This window comes from Cohnella xylanilytica, assembly GCF_014212175.1.
In the GTDB taxonomy this organism is placed as follows: Bacteria; Bacillota; Bacilli; order Paenibacillales; family Paenibacillaceae; genus Cohnella; species Cohnella xylanilytica.
On sequence record NZ_JACJVR010000012.1, the window covers coordinates 47,107 to 62,503 of the forward strand.

The following is a 15,397-nucleotide window of genomic DNA, read 5'->3' on the forward strand; positions in this document are numbered from 1 at the left end:
ACGCCGCGGGCCGAAGCAAAGGCATGGAGGTCCTGTTCTCGTTCGTCCTGTCGCTTGGAATCGCCCTCGCGCTCGGGTGGGCGCTGCCGGGAACGGCAGCCGCCGAGCCGCTGACGCTGTCCAATTCCTCGTTCCGGATCGAGACGGGGGATCACGGGGAGATCGCCTCGTTCAAGCTGACGGGCGATACGTTCCCCACGGAATACGTCATGAACCCTTCCAATACGAAGAAGCAGAACACGCCGGACCATCAATGGCTCGGCGAGCTTATGTTTACTTATCGGATCGACGGCGGCGCATGGACGAAGGCTTGGAGCAACAAGTCGGCGGACGGCCGGAAGATCGCGAAGAACGGAAGCGAGATTACGGTGACCTATGAAAACGCTTCCGACCCCGAAGGCATCCGCAACTTCAAGGTAGTCGAGACGTACGCGCTCGTGGACGACTACGTCAAATGGAGCGTCGCCGTCTTCAACACGAGCGGCAAGACGCTGGAGATCGGCGACTTCGGCCTGCCGATGCCGTTCAACGAATATTGGACCGGGGGCGACGAGATCTACGAGACCCGGGTGCTGAACCATTCGTTCGTCGGCTTGAACGGCTCCTACATGACGATCGGCCGGGCGAGCGGCGTCGGACCGTCGCTGCTGCTCGTGCCCGACGCGTCGACGGGGGCGGGCTGGGAGTACCAGGACCGCTGGAAGCGGCAGGAGCATCCCGGCAGCACGTGGTCGGACGACGAATCGATCAACGGCGGCTGGCCGGAAGGGCTGAACGTCTATTACATCCATTCGGCCGTCATCAAGAGCACGAACAAAGGCTATCTGCCGAACACGAGCCTCGTCCTCGGGCCGGGGGAATCGAAGGCGTACGCCTTCAAGTTTTTCAAGGTGGCGGACGAGAACGAGAACAAGGAGAAGCTGTACGAGGAAGGGCTGATCGACGTCTCGGTCGTCCCCGGCATGATCTTCGCGACCGACATGAAGGCGAAGTTCGACCTTCATACGTTCAAGGAGATTCGCTCGGTGACGGCGCAATATCCCTCGGATACGACGATAACTTACTTGGGCGAGCGCGGCGAGGATCACCACGTGTACGAGCTGCAGCTGCGCAAGCTCGGGCAGAACGACATTACGGTCGAATACGGGAACGGCGAGAAGACGGTTCTGCAGTTCTACGCCATCGAGCCGATCGCGGACGCGCTGCAGCGGCACTCGACGTTCATGGTGGAGAAGACGCAGTGGGACGCGCCCGGGACGATCCGGGACAAGGCGTTCGACGACTGGATGATGCAGACGAAGGCGAAGCGGGGCAGCTTCGGCGGCTATTGGGGCTGGGGCGACGACTGGGGGCTGACGCACGGCCAATTCCTCGCGGAGAAAAACGCGCTGTCCCCCGTCGCCTCCGAGGTCGAGGCTCTGGACGCCTATCTGGACGTAACGGTGTGGACGAACCTGATGGCCGGCCACCACGACGATTACCTCGTCCGGGACTTCCTGAACTCGGAGGTGCTGTATCGCGGCTACGCTTATCCGCACATTTACAACACGTATTTCAGCATGTACAAGATCGCGAAGCTGTACCCCGATCTCGTCGACTACAAGGAGTCGACCGACACGTACCTGCTGCGGGCTTATAACATATTCAAAGCGCTGTACGAAGGGCCGGTCTCCTACAACTGGGAGACGGGGCTTATGGGCGAATCGACGACTCCCGAGCTGATCCAGGCGCTGAAGGACGAGGGCTACGCGGCGGAGGCGAACGACATCGTTCGGAAGATGGCCCGGAAGTACGACAACTTCAAGAACACGAAGTACCCGTACGGCTCGGAATACAGCTACGACAACACGGGCGAGGAAGCGGTGTACACCCTCGCGAAGATGAACGGCAACACGGGCATGATGGGGAAAATCAACGCCAAGACGAGAGCGGCGCGCGGCCATATGCCGGTCTGGTATTACTACGCCGATCCGGTGACGATCACCGGCGAGAACTGGTGGAACTTCCAGTACACCGTCTCGCTCGCCGGCTACGCGATGGACGACTGGGTGCGCAACCATTCGGCGTCGCCGGAGGTGGAGCAGCGGATGTCCTACGCGGCGAAGATCGCCAACGTCGGGGCGATCAACTCCGGCCAGATCGACGGCGATCCCGCCAACATCGGCGCGGCTTCCTGGACGTACCAGGCGGAGAAGGGCAACTACGGCGCGCTGGGTCTCGACGGAGGGCCGCTGTTCAACGGCTGGCGCGGCATGACCGGCGAAGCGGACCTCGGCTTGTTCGGCGCGATCCGCATTCTTAGCGCCGACGTGGCCGTCGACCCGGTGTTCGGCCTGACCGGCTACGGGGCGGAGGTGACGGAGTCGGGCTCGAATTACGCGATCGTGCCGAAGGATGGCGTGTTTAAGCGGCTCAACCTGATCACCGAGAAGCTGGGCATCCGGCTCGAACGCGATCAGTACGAGCGCGCGACGGTGGCGAAGGCCAAGAACTACGTCAAGCTGGACATGAAGAGCGCCACGCCGGGCGAGGCGCATTCGACGCGAATCTTTTTCCAAGGATTGAAGAAGGCGACGTACGAAGTGTTCGTGAACGGGAAGAGCGCGGGCAAGTGGAATGCCTACGGGAACGAAGCGGCTCTCGTCGTCGCCGCGGGAACGGAAGCTTCGTATACGGTCGAGCTGCGGGAGAGCACGCCCGATCCGAACGCGGCGCCGTCCGTCGACGCCGGGGCCGACGTCTCGGTGACGCTTCCGGACGCAGCGACGCTGGAAGGGACGGCGGCCGACGACGGGCTGCCCGCCGGTACTCTCGCGACCGAGTGGAGCCTCGTCAGCGGACCGGGGACGGCAAAGCTCGAAGACGCCGGCGCGCTGCGCACGGCGGTCGAATTGTCGGCCGCGGGCACGTACGTGTTCAAGCTGAAGGCGACGGATTCGGAGCTGTCCGCGGAGGACACGGTGACCGTCGTCGCGGCTCCCGAGCCTCCCCTGCCGGAGGTGATCGCCCGCTATTCGTTCGACGAGACGGGCGGCGTGAAGGCGGCGGACTCTTCCGGCAACGGCCGGGACGGGGAGCTGAAGGGCGGAACTGCCTGGACGGCGGGCAAGAAGAACGGCGCGGCGGCGCTGGATGGCAAGGACGGCTACGTGAAGCTGCCGGCCGGACTCGTCAGCCGACTCGGCGACTTCACGGTCGCGGCCTGGGTGAAGGCCAACAGCCTTAGCAATTACATGCGCGTATTCGACTTCGGAAGCGGCACGAGCACGTACATGTTCCTGACGCCTCAAGTCGGCGGCAGCATGCGGTTCGTCCTCTCGACGAACGGCAACGCCGCGGGAGAGGAGCTGCAGCCCTCGAGCATGACGGTGTCCTACTGGATCAAGCGCACCGAGAGCATGAACGACCGCGAGAACGTGCTGCTCTGGTTCAAGCCGGAGGCGGACTACGCGAACAAGGGCCTGTTCATCACGTACAACGGGGACTCGAGCATCGTCATGGTCGACGGCACGGGAGCGTTCTTCGTCAAGCAGAAGCCGGACGACTTCCTGCCGGAGGGCGAATGGACGCACGTCGTCGCCACCTTCGATTCGGCGACGAACGCGGCGGCGATCTACAAGAACGGCGTCGCGCAGACGATCGATTTCGACGGTACGCCGGATTCGATCACGGCGACGGCCGACGTCAAGAAGATCGGCGTGTCGGGCTACGGGGACGGGGCGCAGCTGCGCGCGTCGCTCGACGACTTCCGGATTTATTCGGGAGCGATGACGGCGGAGCAGGTCCGGGCTCTGTACGAGGAGACGGAAGGCAAGCCGATCGTCTCGCTGAAGAGCGTGAGCGTCCGGACGCGGACGGGCAAGGCGCCGGTGCTGCCGGCGACCGTCGAAGCGACCTATAGCGACGGAACGAAAGGGCAGGTCGCCGTCGCTTGGGAGTTGATCGCCAAGGAAGCGTACGCCAAGGCGGGCACGTTCACGGCGAAGGGAGCGGTCGAGGGCACGGAGCTGCGGGCGGAGGCTGTCGTGACCGTGACCCGTCCGGCCCCGAGCCCGGACGCTCCGAGCGCTCCGGACGCCGCGGAGAAGCCGGCCGATCCGAAGACGCTGGAGGCGGATTCGGCGGCATGGAAGTCCGGAGCGGACGGGAGCGTCGCGATCGCGCTGACGGGAGAGCAGACCGGCGTCTCGCTTCCGGTCGAGTTCGCCTCGCGGCCGGACGTTCGCAGCCTGACGGTCTCGAACGGGCAATGGACGCTTCGGATGCCCGTATCCGCGCTGAAGGCCGCGGCGGGATCGACTTCGGGCACGCAGACGGGTTCGACGGACGGTTCCGCGGCTGGAGCGACGGCCGGAACGACGACCGGAACGACGACCGGATCGGCGGCGTCCGGAGAAGCACGCATCGTCGTCCGGATCGAACCGGCGAACGGGCCGGAGAGTTCCGGGCAAGAAGGGGACGCCAGCTGGGCGCTGGCTGGGTCGGCGTACGATTGGAAGCTGGCGCTGCGGGGCGCGGACGGCAAGGAGACGGTTCTGTCCGCGTTGGCGGAACCGGCGGAGCTCGCTCTGCCCTATGATCCGGCGCGAGGCGGCGACGGGATGACGCTGGGCGTCTACCGATGGAACGAAGGCGCCGGGAAGTGGGAGTACGCGGGAGGAACCGTCGATCGCGAACGGCATCTCGCGAAGATCGGCCTGAGCCGGACCGGCCGCTACGCGGTTCTCTCCTACGAGAAGGCGTTCGGCGACGTGCCCGCGGGACATTGGGCCGCCGATTCGATCCGCGCGCTCGTCGCGAGACACGTCGCGAACGGCACGGAAGCCGGCCGGTTCGATCCGGCCGGCGGCACGACGCGCGCCGAGTTCGCGGCTCTGCTGGCGCGCGCGCTCGGGCTTACGGCGGCGGAAGGCAAGCCGCTGCCGTTCGGCGACGTGGCGGCGGACGCCTGGTACGCCAAGGAAGTGGCCGCCGCCTGCGAGGCGGGGTGGATTCAAGGCGCGACGGCCGGCCGCTTCGATCCGAGCGCGCCCGTCACCCGCGAGCAGATGGCGGTGCTGATCGTGAAGGCGTACGAGTCCAAGCAGGGAGCCGCCGGAGTCGGCGGAGCGCCTGCGAGCGGCGAAGCGACGGGTTCGGCGGACCTCGCGTCGGTCTCCCCGTGGGCCAAGGACGCGGTCGCCCGGGCGCTCGCGCTGGGCTTGATGCAAGGCAAGGGAGAAGGCCGCTTCGATCCGGCCGCGGGCGCCACCCGGGCCGAGACGGCGCAGGTCGTCTACCGCCTGCTTCAGCTGTTGGAACGACCGGAATGACGAGTCGTCAGTAACGACTTGGTTACACGAACAGCAGCCGCCCCTCAGACCGCTTGAAGCGGTTTGCGGGGCGGCTTTTTGACGATTCGACCGCCGCGAGAAGAGACCGACGTGCAACGGAAGAATCGTCCGTTAGAGCGAGGCAAGCGCGGGGATTGGGAGCTGTAACGGAAGAATCGTCCGTTAGAGCGAGGCAAGCGCGGGGATTGGGAGCTGTAACGGAAGAATCGTCCGTTAGAGCGAGGCAAGCGTGGGGACTGGGAGCTGTAACGGAAGAATCGTCCGTTAGAGTGAGGCAAGCGCGAAGATTGGGAGCTGTAACGGAAGAATCGTCCGTTAGAGCGAGGCAAGCGTGGGGACTGGGCGCTGTAACGGAAGAATCGTCCGTTAGAGTGAGGCAAGCGCGAAGATTGGGAGCTGTAACGGAAGAATCGTCCGTTAGAGTGAGGCAAGCGCGAAGATTGGGAGCTGTAACGGAAGAATCGTCCGTTAGAGCGAGGCAAGCGCGGGGATTGGGAGTTGTAACGGAAGAATCGTCCGTTAAAGCGAGGCAAGCGCGGGGATTGGGAGCTGTAACGGAAGAATCGTCAGTTAGACCGAAGCAAACGCGAAGATTGGGAGCTGTAACGGAAGAATCGTCAGTTAAAATACCGTCGAAGCCGCCCCCTCCCCTTCTTGCGATTAGATACGAACCGGAGCAAACGGGCGCCGCCTCCCCGATAAACCGCTTCCATATTTACGCAGTCTATCGCCGCCATAAACGGGGTCTATGGCGGATCTTGACATGGGCGCGAAAGCTTGTGCCGGGAACATTTTTTAAGTATTCTAAAGCTACGGTCATCGACAGAAATGGCTAAACGAAGGGAGATTGTTCAATTGAGCCAAAGCATTCGCTTCGACTATTCCAAGGCCCTGAAGTTCGTGGGGCAGAACGAGATCGACAACCTGGCCTCCGCCGTCAAGCTGGCGCACGAGCAGCTACATAACGGAACGGGAGCGGGCTCCGACTACCTGGGCTGGATCAACCTGCCGTTCGATTACGACAAGGAAGAGTTCGCCCGCATCCAGCAAGCGGCCAAGAAGATCCAATCCGACTCCGACGCCCTCGTCGTCATCGGAATCGGCGGCTCCTATCTCGGCGCCCGTGCCGCGATCGAGATGCTGTCGCATTCGTTCTATAACACGCTGTCGAAGGAACAGCGCAAGACGCCGCAAATTTTCTTCGCCGGCAACAACATCAGCTCCACCTACATGACCCATCTGCTCCAGGCGCTCGAAGGCAAGAACTGGTCGATCAACGTCATCTCCAAGTCCGGCACGACGACCGAGCCGGCCGTCGCCTTCCGCATTTTCCGCGAGGCTCTGGAGAACAAATACGGCAAGGAAGAAGCGAAGAAGCGCATCTACGCCACGACGGACAAGGCGCGCGGAGCGCTCAAGAAGCTGTCGGACGAAGAAGGCTACGAGACGTTCGTCATTCCGGACGACGTCGGCGGCCGCTACTCCGTGCTGACGGCGGTCGGCCTGCTGCCGATCGCGACGGCGGGCATCGACATCGAAGAGATCATGAAGGGCGCGCAAGACGCCGCCACCGAGTACAATAACGCCAGCGTCAGCGAGAACCCGGCTTATCAATACGCGGCGATCCGCAACGCGCTGTACCGCAAGGGCAAGACGGTCGAGATTCTCGTCAACTACGAGCCGGGCCTGCACTTCGTGTCCGAGTGGTGGAAGCAGCTGTACGGCGAGAGCGAAGGCAAGGACTACAAGGGCATCTACCCGGCGTCCGTCGACTTCTCCACCGACCTGCACTCCATGGGGCAGTTCATCCAGGAAGGCAACCGCATCATCTTCGAGACGGTCATCCAAGTCGGCGAAGTGAACGAGCAGATCACGATCAAGAGCGATCCGGACGATCTGGACGGCCTGAACTTCCTGGCCGGCAAGACGGTCGACTTCGTCAACAAGAAGGCGTTCGAAGGCACGATCCTGGCGCATACGGACGGCAACGTTCCGAACCTCGTCGTGAACATTCCGGACATGTCCCCGCGCTCGTTCGGCAAGCTCGTCTACTTCTTCGAGATCGCCTGCGGCGTCAGCGGCTACCTGCTGGGCGTCAATCCGTTCGACCAGCCGGGCGTCGAAGCCTACAAGGTCAACATGTTCGCGCTGCTCGGCAAGCCGGGCTTCGAAGAGAAGAAGAAAGAGCTGGAAGCTCGCCTGTAATCCTCGTCCGGACGGCTCGTTCGCGGCGAACCCGGCCCTCGGTCCGCTTCTCGCGGATTCGGGGGCTTTTTCTCTTGATACAACCCGAGACGGAAAAGGAGAAGGAATGATCCGATGAGGCTGCCCAGATACGCAACGGTAAGACAATACGGAGAGAGCGAGATCGTCATCAAGAAGTCGCGATTCATCGGTCACGCCAAGCCGGTCGAGAGCGAAGAGGAAGCGGTCGCCTTCGTCGAAGAGATCAAGAAGCGCCACTGGAACGCGACGCACAACTGCTCCGCCTACGTCGTCGGGGAGCGGGACGAGCACCAGAAGGCGCTGGACGACGGGGAGCCGAGCGGAACGGCGGGCAAGCCGATTCTCGAGGTCATCAAGAACCGCGGTCTCAAAAACGTCGTCGTCGTCGTCACCCGCTACTTCGGGGGAATCATGCTCGGAGCGGGAGGACTCGTGCGCGCGTACACGGACGGCGCGGTCGCGGGAACCGACGCCGCGCAGCCGATCGTCCGCGTTCTGCACAAGGAGATTATCGTGGACGTCGACTACACGTGGTACGGCAAGCTCGAGAACGAGCTGCGCGGCCGGAACGCCCGGGTCGGCGACGTGTCGTTCACCGATCGGGTCCGCGTCGTCTGCCTGCCGGAGGTCGGCGAGGCCGAGCGCTTCGCCGCCTGGATCACCGATCTGACCCAAGGCCAGGCCGTTCTCGAACGAGGGGAAGAGAAATACTTCATCGAGGGCGAATAGAGCAAGAGTTGGCCGGCAAGCTTATCCTTTGATAACCTTCACGTAGAACTCCCGCTCCCGCGGCCCGTCGAATTCGCAGAAGTAGATGCCCTGCCACCGGCCGAGCACGAGTCTCCCGCCGGAGACGATGACGGTCTGGGACGTCCCGGTCGTGATCGCCTTCAGGTGGGATGCCGTATTGCCTTCCGCGTGGCGATACTTGGGATGCTCCCAAGGGTACACCTCGTCCAGCCTCATGAGCACGTCCCGCTTGACGTCGGGATCGGCGTTCTCGTTGATGGCGATTCCCGCCGTCGTATGCGGACAATAGACGAGCGCGATCCCTTCGTCGACTCCCGACCGGGAGACGGCGGAGGCGACCTGCCTCGTGACGTCGATCATCTCGTCGCGTCCGGACGTACGAATCCGTTCCTTATGCAGCATGATATAGACAACCTCCTCTGCAGCGTATGAACGCCGATTTATTTTCATTATTATACCGAAGGGACTCCACCCCGAACAAATGCCCCGCATTCGCGCGAACCGTTCATCACTCTCTTGTATAGGCTATATAAAGATTATTGATAAATGGGCTTGAATTCGACTTTTTCGGATTGACGGAGAAGCCATCTTTCTGCTAAAGTAGCAATACCGACTAATTTAATAGGAATTATATTGATGGGCCCAACATCCCGGGAGGTTCGCATACGTGACCAACATGCTGCAGAGCCGATGGTGGAGCTGGGGATTCCGCAGCACCGTCATGCTTTATTTCGTCATTCTTATCGTTCTTCCGATTCTCGGCATTTACGGACAATCGCTGTCCGACGGCTGGCCGAAGTTCGTCAGCAATCTGACGGAGCCGCTCGCCTGGAAGGCCGTCATGCTGACCGTGAAGCTCGCCTTGATCGCGACGGTCATCAACGTGCTGATCGGCACGATGGCGGGCTGGGTGCTGATCCGGTACCGGTTCCCCGGCCGGCAGCTGCTCAACAGCCTCGTCGACCTGCCGTTCGCGCTGCCGACCGCCGTCGTCGGCCTCATGATCATGCTGCTGCTCGGGCCGCGCAGCGAAGTCGGACAGTGGGCGGATTCGCTCGGCTTCGCGATTCTGTTCCATGAACCGGCCATCGTCATCGCGATGATCTTCGTCACGTTCCCGTTCGTCATCCGGGCGGTGCAGCCGCTGCTGGAGGAGATGGACGCCTCGGAAGAAGAAGCGGCGTACACGATGGGCGCTTCGAAGGCGAAGACGTTCTTCCGCGTCATTCTTCCCGCGATGATGCCGGGCATTCTAAGCGGAGCGATGCTGGCGTTCTCCCGGGCGCTGGCGGAATTCGGAGCGGTCGTTCTCGTCGCCGGCAACATACCGGGGAGGACGCTCGTCGCTTCCGTCTATATCTTCGGCCAGATCGAGAGCGACAATCCCGCCGGGGCGGCCGCCGTCTCGGTGCTGCTGCTCACCTTGTCGTTCGTCATCCTGTGGCTCGTGAGCTACGTGCAAGCCAGGAGGACGGGACGATGAGAAGACTATGGATCGGACTTACGTATATCGTCTTCGCCTTGCTGCTCGGCGCGCCGGTCGTTCGCATCGCGGCGGGAGCCTGGGAAGACGGCTGGAGCGGCTTCGCGAACGGGGTGACCCGGCCCGAGGCGCTTCACGCGCTCATGATGACGGGGATCATCGTCGTCATCGTCACGGTCGTCAACACGCTGTTCGGCGTCATGCTGGCGCTGTACCTCGTTCGCGCGAATTGGCTCGGCCCGCAGCTGAAGCGAATTCTGAACAGCGTCGTCGACCTGCCGTTCGCGGTGTCGCCCGTCATCGGGGGCCTCATGATCGTCCTGCTGGTCGGGCCGGACACGGCGCTGGGCTCGCTGCTTAGCGGAGCCGGCATCGACATCGTCTACGCGCTGCCGGGCATGGTGATCGCCACGCTGTTCGTCACGTTCCCGCTCGTCATCCGCGAGGTGATGCCGGTTCTGCAGGAGATCGGCAGCTCGCAGGAGGAAGCGGCGCATATGCTCGGCGCGTATCCTTGGACGACGTTCTGGAGAGTGACCTGGCCTTCGATCCGCTGGAGCGTCGTCTACGGCGTCGTGCTGACCGTCGCCCGGACGCTGGGCGAATTCGGGGCCGTGCTCGTCGTGTCGGGGAACATCCTGTTCAAGACGCAGACGGCGACGACGCTCGTGTATCAAGACGTGGAGAACTTCAATCTGACGGCAGCCAACTCGGTGGCGCTCGTTCTGGCCGCGTGCTCCGTCGCTTTGCTTCTGTTTATGGAATGGGCCAAATCCCGCAGGGAGAGTTAGGCGGAAGCGGAATATCGAGGATCCGATAAGGGGGCTATGACATGCACGTAGAGGTGCGGGGATTAAACAAGAAGTTCGGCGAGTTCCAAGCGGTCAAGGACGTGGAGTTCAGCATCGAGAAAGGCCAGCTGATCGGCCTGCTGGGACCGAGCGGCGGCGGCAAAACGTCCATTCTCCGCATGCTGGCGGGACTGGAGACGCCGGATACGGGCGATATCGTGTTCCACGGCAAGCGGGTGAACGACCTGCCTCCGCAGGAGCGGGGGATCGGCTTCGTCTTCCAGAACTACGCGCTGTTCAAGCATATGACCGTATCGGAGAATATCGCGTTCGGCCTCGAAGTGAAGAAGTGGCCGAAGGCGCGCATCAAGGAGCGCATCGCCGAGCTCGTGGAGCTGACGGGGCTGTCCGGCTTCGAGAAGCGCTATCCGCACCAGCTGTCCGGCGGCCAGCGGCAGCGCGTCGCATTCGCCCGCGCGCTCGCTCCCGAGCCGCAGCTGCTGCTGCTCGACGAGCCGTTCGCCGCGATCGACGCGAAGATCCGGCATGAGCTGCGCTCGTGGCTGCGCGAGATGATCGACCGGCTCGGCATCACGTCGATCTTCGTCACCCACGACCAGGACGAAGCGATCGAAGTGGCCGACCAGATCATGATCATCAACAAGGGACGACTGGAGCAGAAGGGAACCCCTTGGGAGATTTACAAGGACCCGCAGACGCCGTTCGTCGCGTCCTTCATCGGGGAATCCACGCTGATCGAGGATATCGGGAAGCTGCGCGGATTCGCGGATGCGGCCGCGATGCCGGGAACGAAGGGACTGATCCGGCCGGAGTACGTGGAGGTCGGCAAGGAGAACGAGTTCACGCTGCTGTCCGCGACGGAGACGGGCAGGGTGAGCCATATCCACTTCCGCGGCAGCGAGTGGCTGGTCGAGATCCAGATCGGCGACATCAAGCTCGTCACGTACCGTTCGCTGGAGAAGCCGGTTCTGCAGCTGGGCGACGAGGTGCACGTCCTCGTGCACCGGGCGTACCTGTTCAACGACAACGACAGCTGGGTAACCGAGAACAAGCTGAAGGTCGATCCGCTGCCGGTCCATATCTAATCGAGCGGACGGATCGCGGCCCGCGGTCTCGAACGGATGGAGGCGGCCTGGCCGCGGAGGGAAGGCAGGGACAGTCCGCGCGCCGGGCTGTCCCTGCGCGCGAGAAGCGCGAGAAGTGGGAGCCTACGAAGGCACCGCAGGGGGGCATACGAGATGAGATCGGGGAACCGACAACACGCCGGACGATGGAGAGCGCTGCTGGCCGGCTTCGCCGGATGGCTGGCGTTCGCCATGCTGGTGACCGCGTGCGGAGGGAACGGGGGAACGGCGCAGCCGACGGAGGGAGCGTCCGCTTCTCCGGGAGCCGGCTCGTCCGACGGCGATAAATCGAGCATTACGCTTGTCATCGGGGCCTACTCGGTCGCCAAGGACGCGCTGCAGGAGATTCTGCCGGCCTTCCGGGAGGAATGGAAGGCGAAGACGGGACAAGACGTGAAGTTCCAGGAGTCGTACGAAGCGTCCGGCACGCAGGCCCGCGCCATCGCGGGCGGCTTCGAGGCCGATGTCGCCGTGCTGTCGATGGAAGGCGACATCGACAAGGTGAAGAAGGCCGGCCTCATCAAGGAAGATTGGAAGGCCGGCGCGGACGGCGGCATGGTGACGAGATCGATCGTCGTCATGGGGACGAGGGAAGGCAACCCGCTTCGCATCCGCGACTTCGAAGACCTGGCCAAGCCCGGGGTCAAGGTGCTGTACCCGAACCCCCAGACGTCCGGAGGGGCTCAGTGGGACATCAACGCGATCTACGGCGCGGGCCTGAAGATGTCGGAGGAGCGGACGGGGGCGAAGGACCCGGCGGCGGCGAAGACGTTCCTCGCTTCGGTCCACGACAACATCGAGTCGATGGACAAGAGCGGCCGGGCATCGATGGCCGCGTTCGAATACGGCGTCGGGGACGTCATCGTCACGTACGAGAACGAGCTTCTCGCCCGGATCGCGCAGGGCGTCCATTACGAGATCGTCACGCCGAGCCGCACGATTCGGATCGAGAATCCGGCGGCTGTCGTCGACGTCAACGCCGACAAGCATGGCGTGCGCAAAGCCGCCGAAGCGTTCGTGGCGTATCTTCACGGACAGAAGGCGCAGGAGATCTTCGCGAAGCACGGCTTCCGTCCGGTTTTGCCGGCGGTTGAGAAGCAATTCGCGGGCAAGTTCCCCCAGCCGAAGGGCTTGTTCGACATCGAATACCTCGGCGGCTGGAACGAAGTCCGCGACAAGCTGTATTCCGAACGAGGAATCTGGTATCAGGTGTTAGCGGGCAAATAATCGGAGACGCTCCGTCGCGATAGACGACGATAGACCGAAGAGGCCGAGAGGCCTCTTCGTCGCGTTCGGGGCCGATGCGCCGGGCCGTCTCATTCGGCGAGGGCGATCTCGTCGAGCCAGACGGAGAGGGACAGGTCGTTGCCGTCCAGCACGAGTCCGGTTTTCCGAAGGGCATATTCCTCGCCTTGCACATGGACGGTCTGAACCATGCGGAGCAGGAACAACAGCTGTTCGACGTCCGGACAATCCGATTCGTAGGGGGGACGTCCCGGCGGGTGCCAGCTGACTCTCATAGCTTGTTCTCCTCTTCGTCGGAGCTCTTGCGGCTGCGATATTCCAGGACGAACGAGGCGATGACGCAGGGGATGAACACGATCCACAGCCAGAAGGACAGTCGGTCCATGCGGGCGTACTCCTTTCGTTGGGCAGAGTAGAGGGGGATGAAGGCGACGACGGATATTGAAGAATCTTCAACTAAGATCATTGTAACTTGAAAATAATCCCTTTTTCAACCTAAATATTGAATAATCGGCAAACATTCTGTCGACGGAGCGGCGAATCTTTTATACTGATATGTTGAGAGGTGAGGCCGATGTCGTTCGGTACGCGGTTGAAGCAAGCCCGCAACGGGAAGCGGTTGACCCAGAATCAGGTCGCGGCCAAGCTGGGAATCGACTTCACGACGATCTCCAAATACGAGAACGACAAGTCGCAGCCGGACAACGAGATCCTGAGGGAATTGGCCGGCATGTACGAAGTATCCCTCGATTGGCTGCTGACGGGAGACCGCGCCGCTCCCGCGTCGTCCCCTTCGCCGAACCGGATCTACGTCAACGGCAAGAGCGAGGACCTGACCGACGAAGAAGCGAAGCACCTGCTGGACAGCCTGGAGATGTTCCGGCTGCTCAAGGCGAAGAGGCAGAGGGAACAACAGAGGAGCGGCGATTCCTTCGGGGATCGCGGGACGGAATAGAAGCGCCGGCCGCCCACGGGTATGGGGAAGCCGACGCTTCTTGCCGTTTAGGGAGAAGCGCTTCCATAAGACATTCGACCCGGATCGGGGAATAGGATATAATAGGATATCCCCTTTTTTCTCAGGAGGTTCCACCTTGCCAACGCCAAGCAGTATTAAAACCGCCAGGCTCCTGCTCGTCTTCAAGCTGATCCTCATTCTGTTCGTCGTGGCGATCGCCCTGCTCGTTCTCGTCATCCCCGACAGCTTGTCCAGCGGATGGAGCGGGTACCGGGAGAAGACGATCGATTCGATGTTCGGGCTGAAGCCGGAGGAATACAAGGCCGGACATTTCGGAATCGTTCTGCTGAATTTCGCGCCGGCGATCCTGATGATCGCTCTTAACATCTACTTCATCAACAAGCGCAAGAGATTGGTATCCATCGTGCTATCGCTGCTCGTTCTGTGGTTCTCGTTCAATAACATGATTCAGCTGGTGCTCTCCTTCGCTTGCATCGTCCTGCTCATGACCCGGTCGAGCCGGGCGTACTTCTTGGAGGGCGCGGGAGCTCTGTCTCCTGCGGCGGCGGAGAAGGCGGACGACGACGACTCGCCGGATGGCGAATCGGACGAGCCTGACGAGCGGGAGAACCCGGATGACGAGGAGTCGGGCTCGGATTCGGATTCGGAGAAGCCGGCTTCGTCCGCCGAATCGAAGGGCGGCGAAGGTTCGGGCGAAGAGCCTCCGAAGGAGACGAAGGTCGCGGCGCGTTCGGCCGCTTCGGCTTCCGGTTCGTCCGGGCGGTCCCGTCCGAAGCCGAGCGCGGATCCCGTCGTCGAGATCCGGGAAGCCGGAGCCGAAGACGCGGAAGTCGTTCACTTCCTTATGCTGGAGGCGTTCGAAGAATACCGCGCGGCCGTCCCGCCGTCCAGCGCTCTCGACGAGACGGCGGAGTCCGTCCGGGAGGCTCTCGAGTCGGGAGGCGAATCGGCCGTCATTCTGTACGAGGACGACATTCCCGCCGCGATGGTCCGTTACCGGTTCGAGGAGGACGCGATCTACTTCTTCCGGCTGTCGGTCGCTCCGCCCAGACGGAAGAGAGGCTATGCCCGCCAGCTCGTGGAATGGGTCGAGCGGAAGGGGCGCAGCCAGGGCCTCTCCTTCAGCCGCTGCAAGGTTCGGCAGTCCGTGCACCGCAACCTCGTCCTGTACGAGAACATGGGCTACGAGATCAAGGACCAGGAGCTCGTCGTCCGGCCGGAAGGCTCGGTCAAGGCGCTTCTGCTGGAGAAGAACCTCGGCCCGCAATAATCGGGAGCGCGGCGGCTCGTGCCGCTATCCCCCCGGCTCAGGGAAGGGCGGCCGGGCGCCGGGATCGCAGGTCGATCCACCGGTCGCATCAGCCGTCCGATCGCCCTAGTACCGCTATCCCTCCGCGTCAGGATCGAATAAGCAGCTCCGCCCCGTATCTCCTTGGTTTCTCGGGATA

Annotated in this window: 11 protein-coding genes and 2 pseudogenes; 11 read left to right on the forward strand and 2 right to left on the reverse strand. The window is 62.7% G+C overall.

Features of this window, described 5'->3' with window-relative positions:
• Positions 1–23: 23 nt before the first annotated feature.
• The 5 genes and pseudogenes from H7B90_RS32695 to H7B90_RS04020 all read left to right on the forward strand — a co-directional run.
• Positions 24–3,347, forward strand: a pseudogene (locus tag H7B90_RS32695) (DUF5695 domain-containing protein); the annotation flags it as partial.
• 6 nt (positions 3,348–3,353) lie between these two features.
• Positions 3,354–5,042: pseudogene (locus H7B90_RS32700) on the forward strand (Ig-like domain-containing protein); the annotation flags it as partial.
• Between the two features lie 6 nt (positions 5,043–5,048).
• Entirely contained in the window at positions 5,049–5,312 is a 264-nt protein-coding gene (locus tag H7B90_RS33800; protein WP_446483092.1) for an S-layer homology domain-containing protein, read from the forward strand.
• A gap of 849 nt (positions 5,313–6,161) precedes the next feature.
• A complete protein-coding gene (locus tag H7B90_RS04015; protein WP_373315962.1) occupies positions 6,162–7,538 on the forward strand; it encodes a glucose-6-phosphate isomerase in 1,377 nt (458 codons plus the stop codon).
• Between the two features lie 114 nt (positions 7,539–7,652).
• Complete coding sequence (locus tag H7B90_RS04020; protein ID WP_185134593.1) at positions 7,653–8,288, forward strand: YigZ family protein; 636 nt, start codon at positions 7,653–7,655, stop codon at positions 8,286–8,288.
• 21 nt (positions 8,289–8,309) lie between these two features.
• Here H7B90_RS04020 and H7B90_RS04025 read toward each other — a convergent pair whose 3' ends face one another.
• Positions 8,310–8,711, reverse strand: coding sequence for a secondary thiamine-phosphate synthase enzyme YjbQ (locus H7B90_RS04025; protein WP_185134594.1), 402 nt, complete (start codon positions 8,709–8,711; stop codon positions 8,310–8,312).
• A gap of 274 nt (positions 8,712–8,985) precedes the next feature.
• On the opposite strand from H7B90_RS04025, the gene cysT reads away from it, so the two are divergent.
• The 4 genes from cysT (at position 8,986) to H7B90_RS04045 (ending at position 12,955) form a co-directional block, all read left to right on the forward strand.
• Positions 8,986–9,792, forward strand: coding sequence for a sulfate ABC transporter permease subunit CysT (cysT, locus tag H7B90_RS04030; RefSeq protein ID WP_221481908.1), 807 nt, complete (start codon positions 8,986–8,988; stop codon positions 9,790–9,792).
• Positions 9,789–10,583, forward strand: a complete 795-nt coding sequence (locus H7B90_RS04035; protein WP_185134596.1) for a sulfate ABC transporter permease subunit — start codon at positions 9,789–9,791, stop codon at positions 10,581–10,583. The genes cysT and H7B90_RS04035 overlap by 4 nt, the downstream gene beginning before the upstream one ends.
• 41 nt (positions 10,584–10,624) lie before the next feature.
• Positions 10,625–11,689 carry a sulfate/molybdate ABC transporter ATP-binding protein gene (locus H7B90_RS04040; protein WP_185134597.1) on the forward strand — a complete coding sequence of 355 codons (1,065 nt, stop codon included), beginning with the start codon at positions 10,625–10,627 and terminating at the stop codon, positions 11,687–11,689.
• A gap of 153 nt (positions 11,690–11,842) precedes the next feature.
• Positions 11,843–12,955, forward strand: a complete 1,113-nt coding sequence (locus H7B90_RS04045) for a sulfate ABC transporter substrate-binding protein (RefSeq protein WP_185134598.1) — start codon at positions 11,843–11,845, stop codon at positions 12,953–12,955.
• 89 nt (positions 12,956–13,044) lie between these two features.
• Here H7B90_RS04045 and H7B90_RS04050 read toward each other — a convergent pair whose 3' ends face one another.
• The gene (locus H7B90_RS04050; protein WP_185134599.1) at positions 13,045–13,248 is read right to left on the reverse strand and encodes a hypothetical protein; all 204 of its coding nucleotides are present in this window, start codon (positions 13,246–13,248) and stop codon (positions 13,045–13,047) included.
• Between the two features lie 299 nt (positions 13,249–13,547).
• Here H7B90_RS04050 and H7B90_RS04055 point away from each other — a divergent pair, with 299 nt between their 5' ends.
• Together H7B90_RS04055 and H7B90_RS04060 are read left to right on the forward strand one after the other, a co-directional pair.
• On the forward strand, positions 13,548–13,928 hold the full coding sequence (locus H7B90_RS04055; RefSeq protein WP_185134600.1) for a helix-turn-helix domain-containing protein: 381 nt from the start codon (positions 13,548–13,550) through the stop codon (positions 13,926–13,928).
• Positions 13,929–14,064: 136 nt separating this feature from the next.
• Positions 14,065–15,219 carry a GNAT family N-acetyltransferase gene (locus H7B90_RS04060; protein WP_185134601.1) on the forward strand — a complete coding sequence of 385 codons (1,155 nt, stop codon included), beginning with the start codon at positions 14,065–14,067 and terminating at the stop codon, positions 15,217–15,219.
• Positions 15,220–15,397: the final 178 nt, after the last annotated feature.

Excerpts from the sequence above, each read along its gene's own strand:
- H7B90_RS04040 (WP_185134597.1), top strand. The coding sequence starts at position 10,625 with ATGCACGTAGAGGTGCGGGGATTAAACAAGAAGTTCGGCGAGTTCCAA.
- H7B90_RS04055 (WP_185134600.1), top strand. The coding sequence starts at position 13,548 with ATGTCGTTCGGTACGCGGTTGAAGCAAGCCCGCAACGGGAAGCGGTTG.
- H7B90_RS33800 (WP_446483092.1), top strand. The coding sequence starts at position 5,049 with ATGGCGGTGCTGATCGTGAAGGCGTACGAGTCCAAGCAGGGAGCCGCC.
- cysT (WP_221481908.1), top strand. The coding sequence starts at position 8,986 with ATGCTGCAGAGCCGATGGTGGAGCTGGGGATTCCGCAGCACCGTCATG.
- H7B90_RS04035 (WP_185134596.1), top strand. The coding sequence starts at position 9,789 with ATGAGAAGACTATGGATCGGACTTACGTATATCGTCTTCGCCTTGCTG.
- H7B90_RS04020 (WP_185134593.1), top strand. The coding sequence starts at position 7,653 with ATGAGGCTGCCCAGATACGCAACGGTAAGACAATACGGAGAGAGCGAG.
- H7B90_RS04015 (WP_373315962.1), top strand. The coding sequence starts at position 6,162 with ATGGCTAAACGAAGGGAGATTGTTCAATTGAGCCAAAGCATTCGCTTC.
- H7B90_RS04045 (WP_185134598.1), top strand. The coding sequence starts at position 11,843 with ATGAGATCGGGGAACCGACAACACGCCGGACGATGGAGAGCGCTGCTG.
- H7B90_RS04025 (WP_185134594.1), bottom strand. The coding sequence starts at position 8,711 with ATGCTGCATAAGGAACGGATTCGTACGTCCGGACGCGACGAGATGATC.
- H7B90_RS04050 (WP_185134599.1), bottom strand. The coding sequence starts at position 13,248 with ATGAGAGTCAGCTGGCACCCGCCGGGACGTCCCCCCTACGAATCGGAT.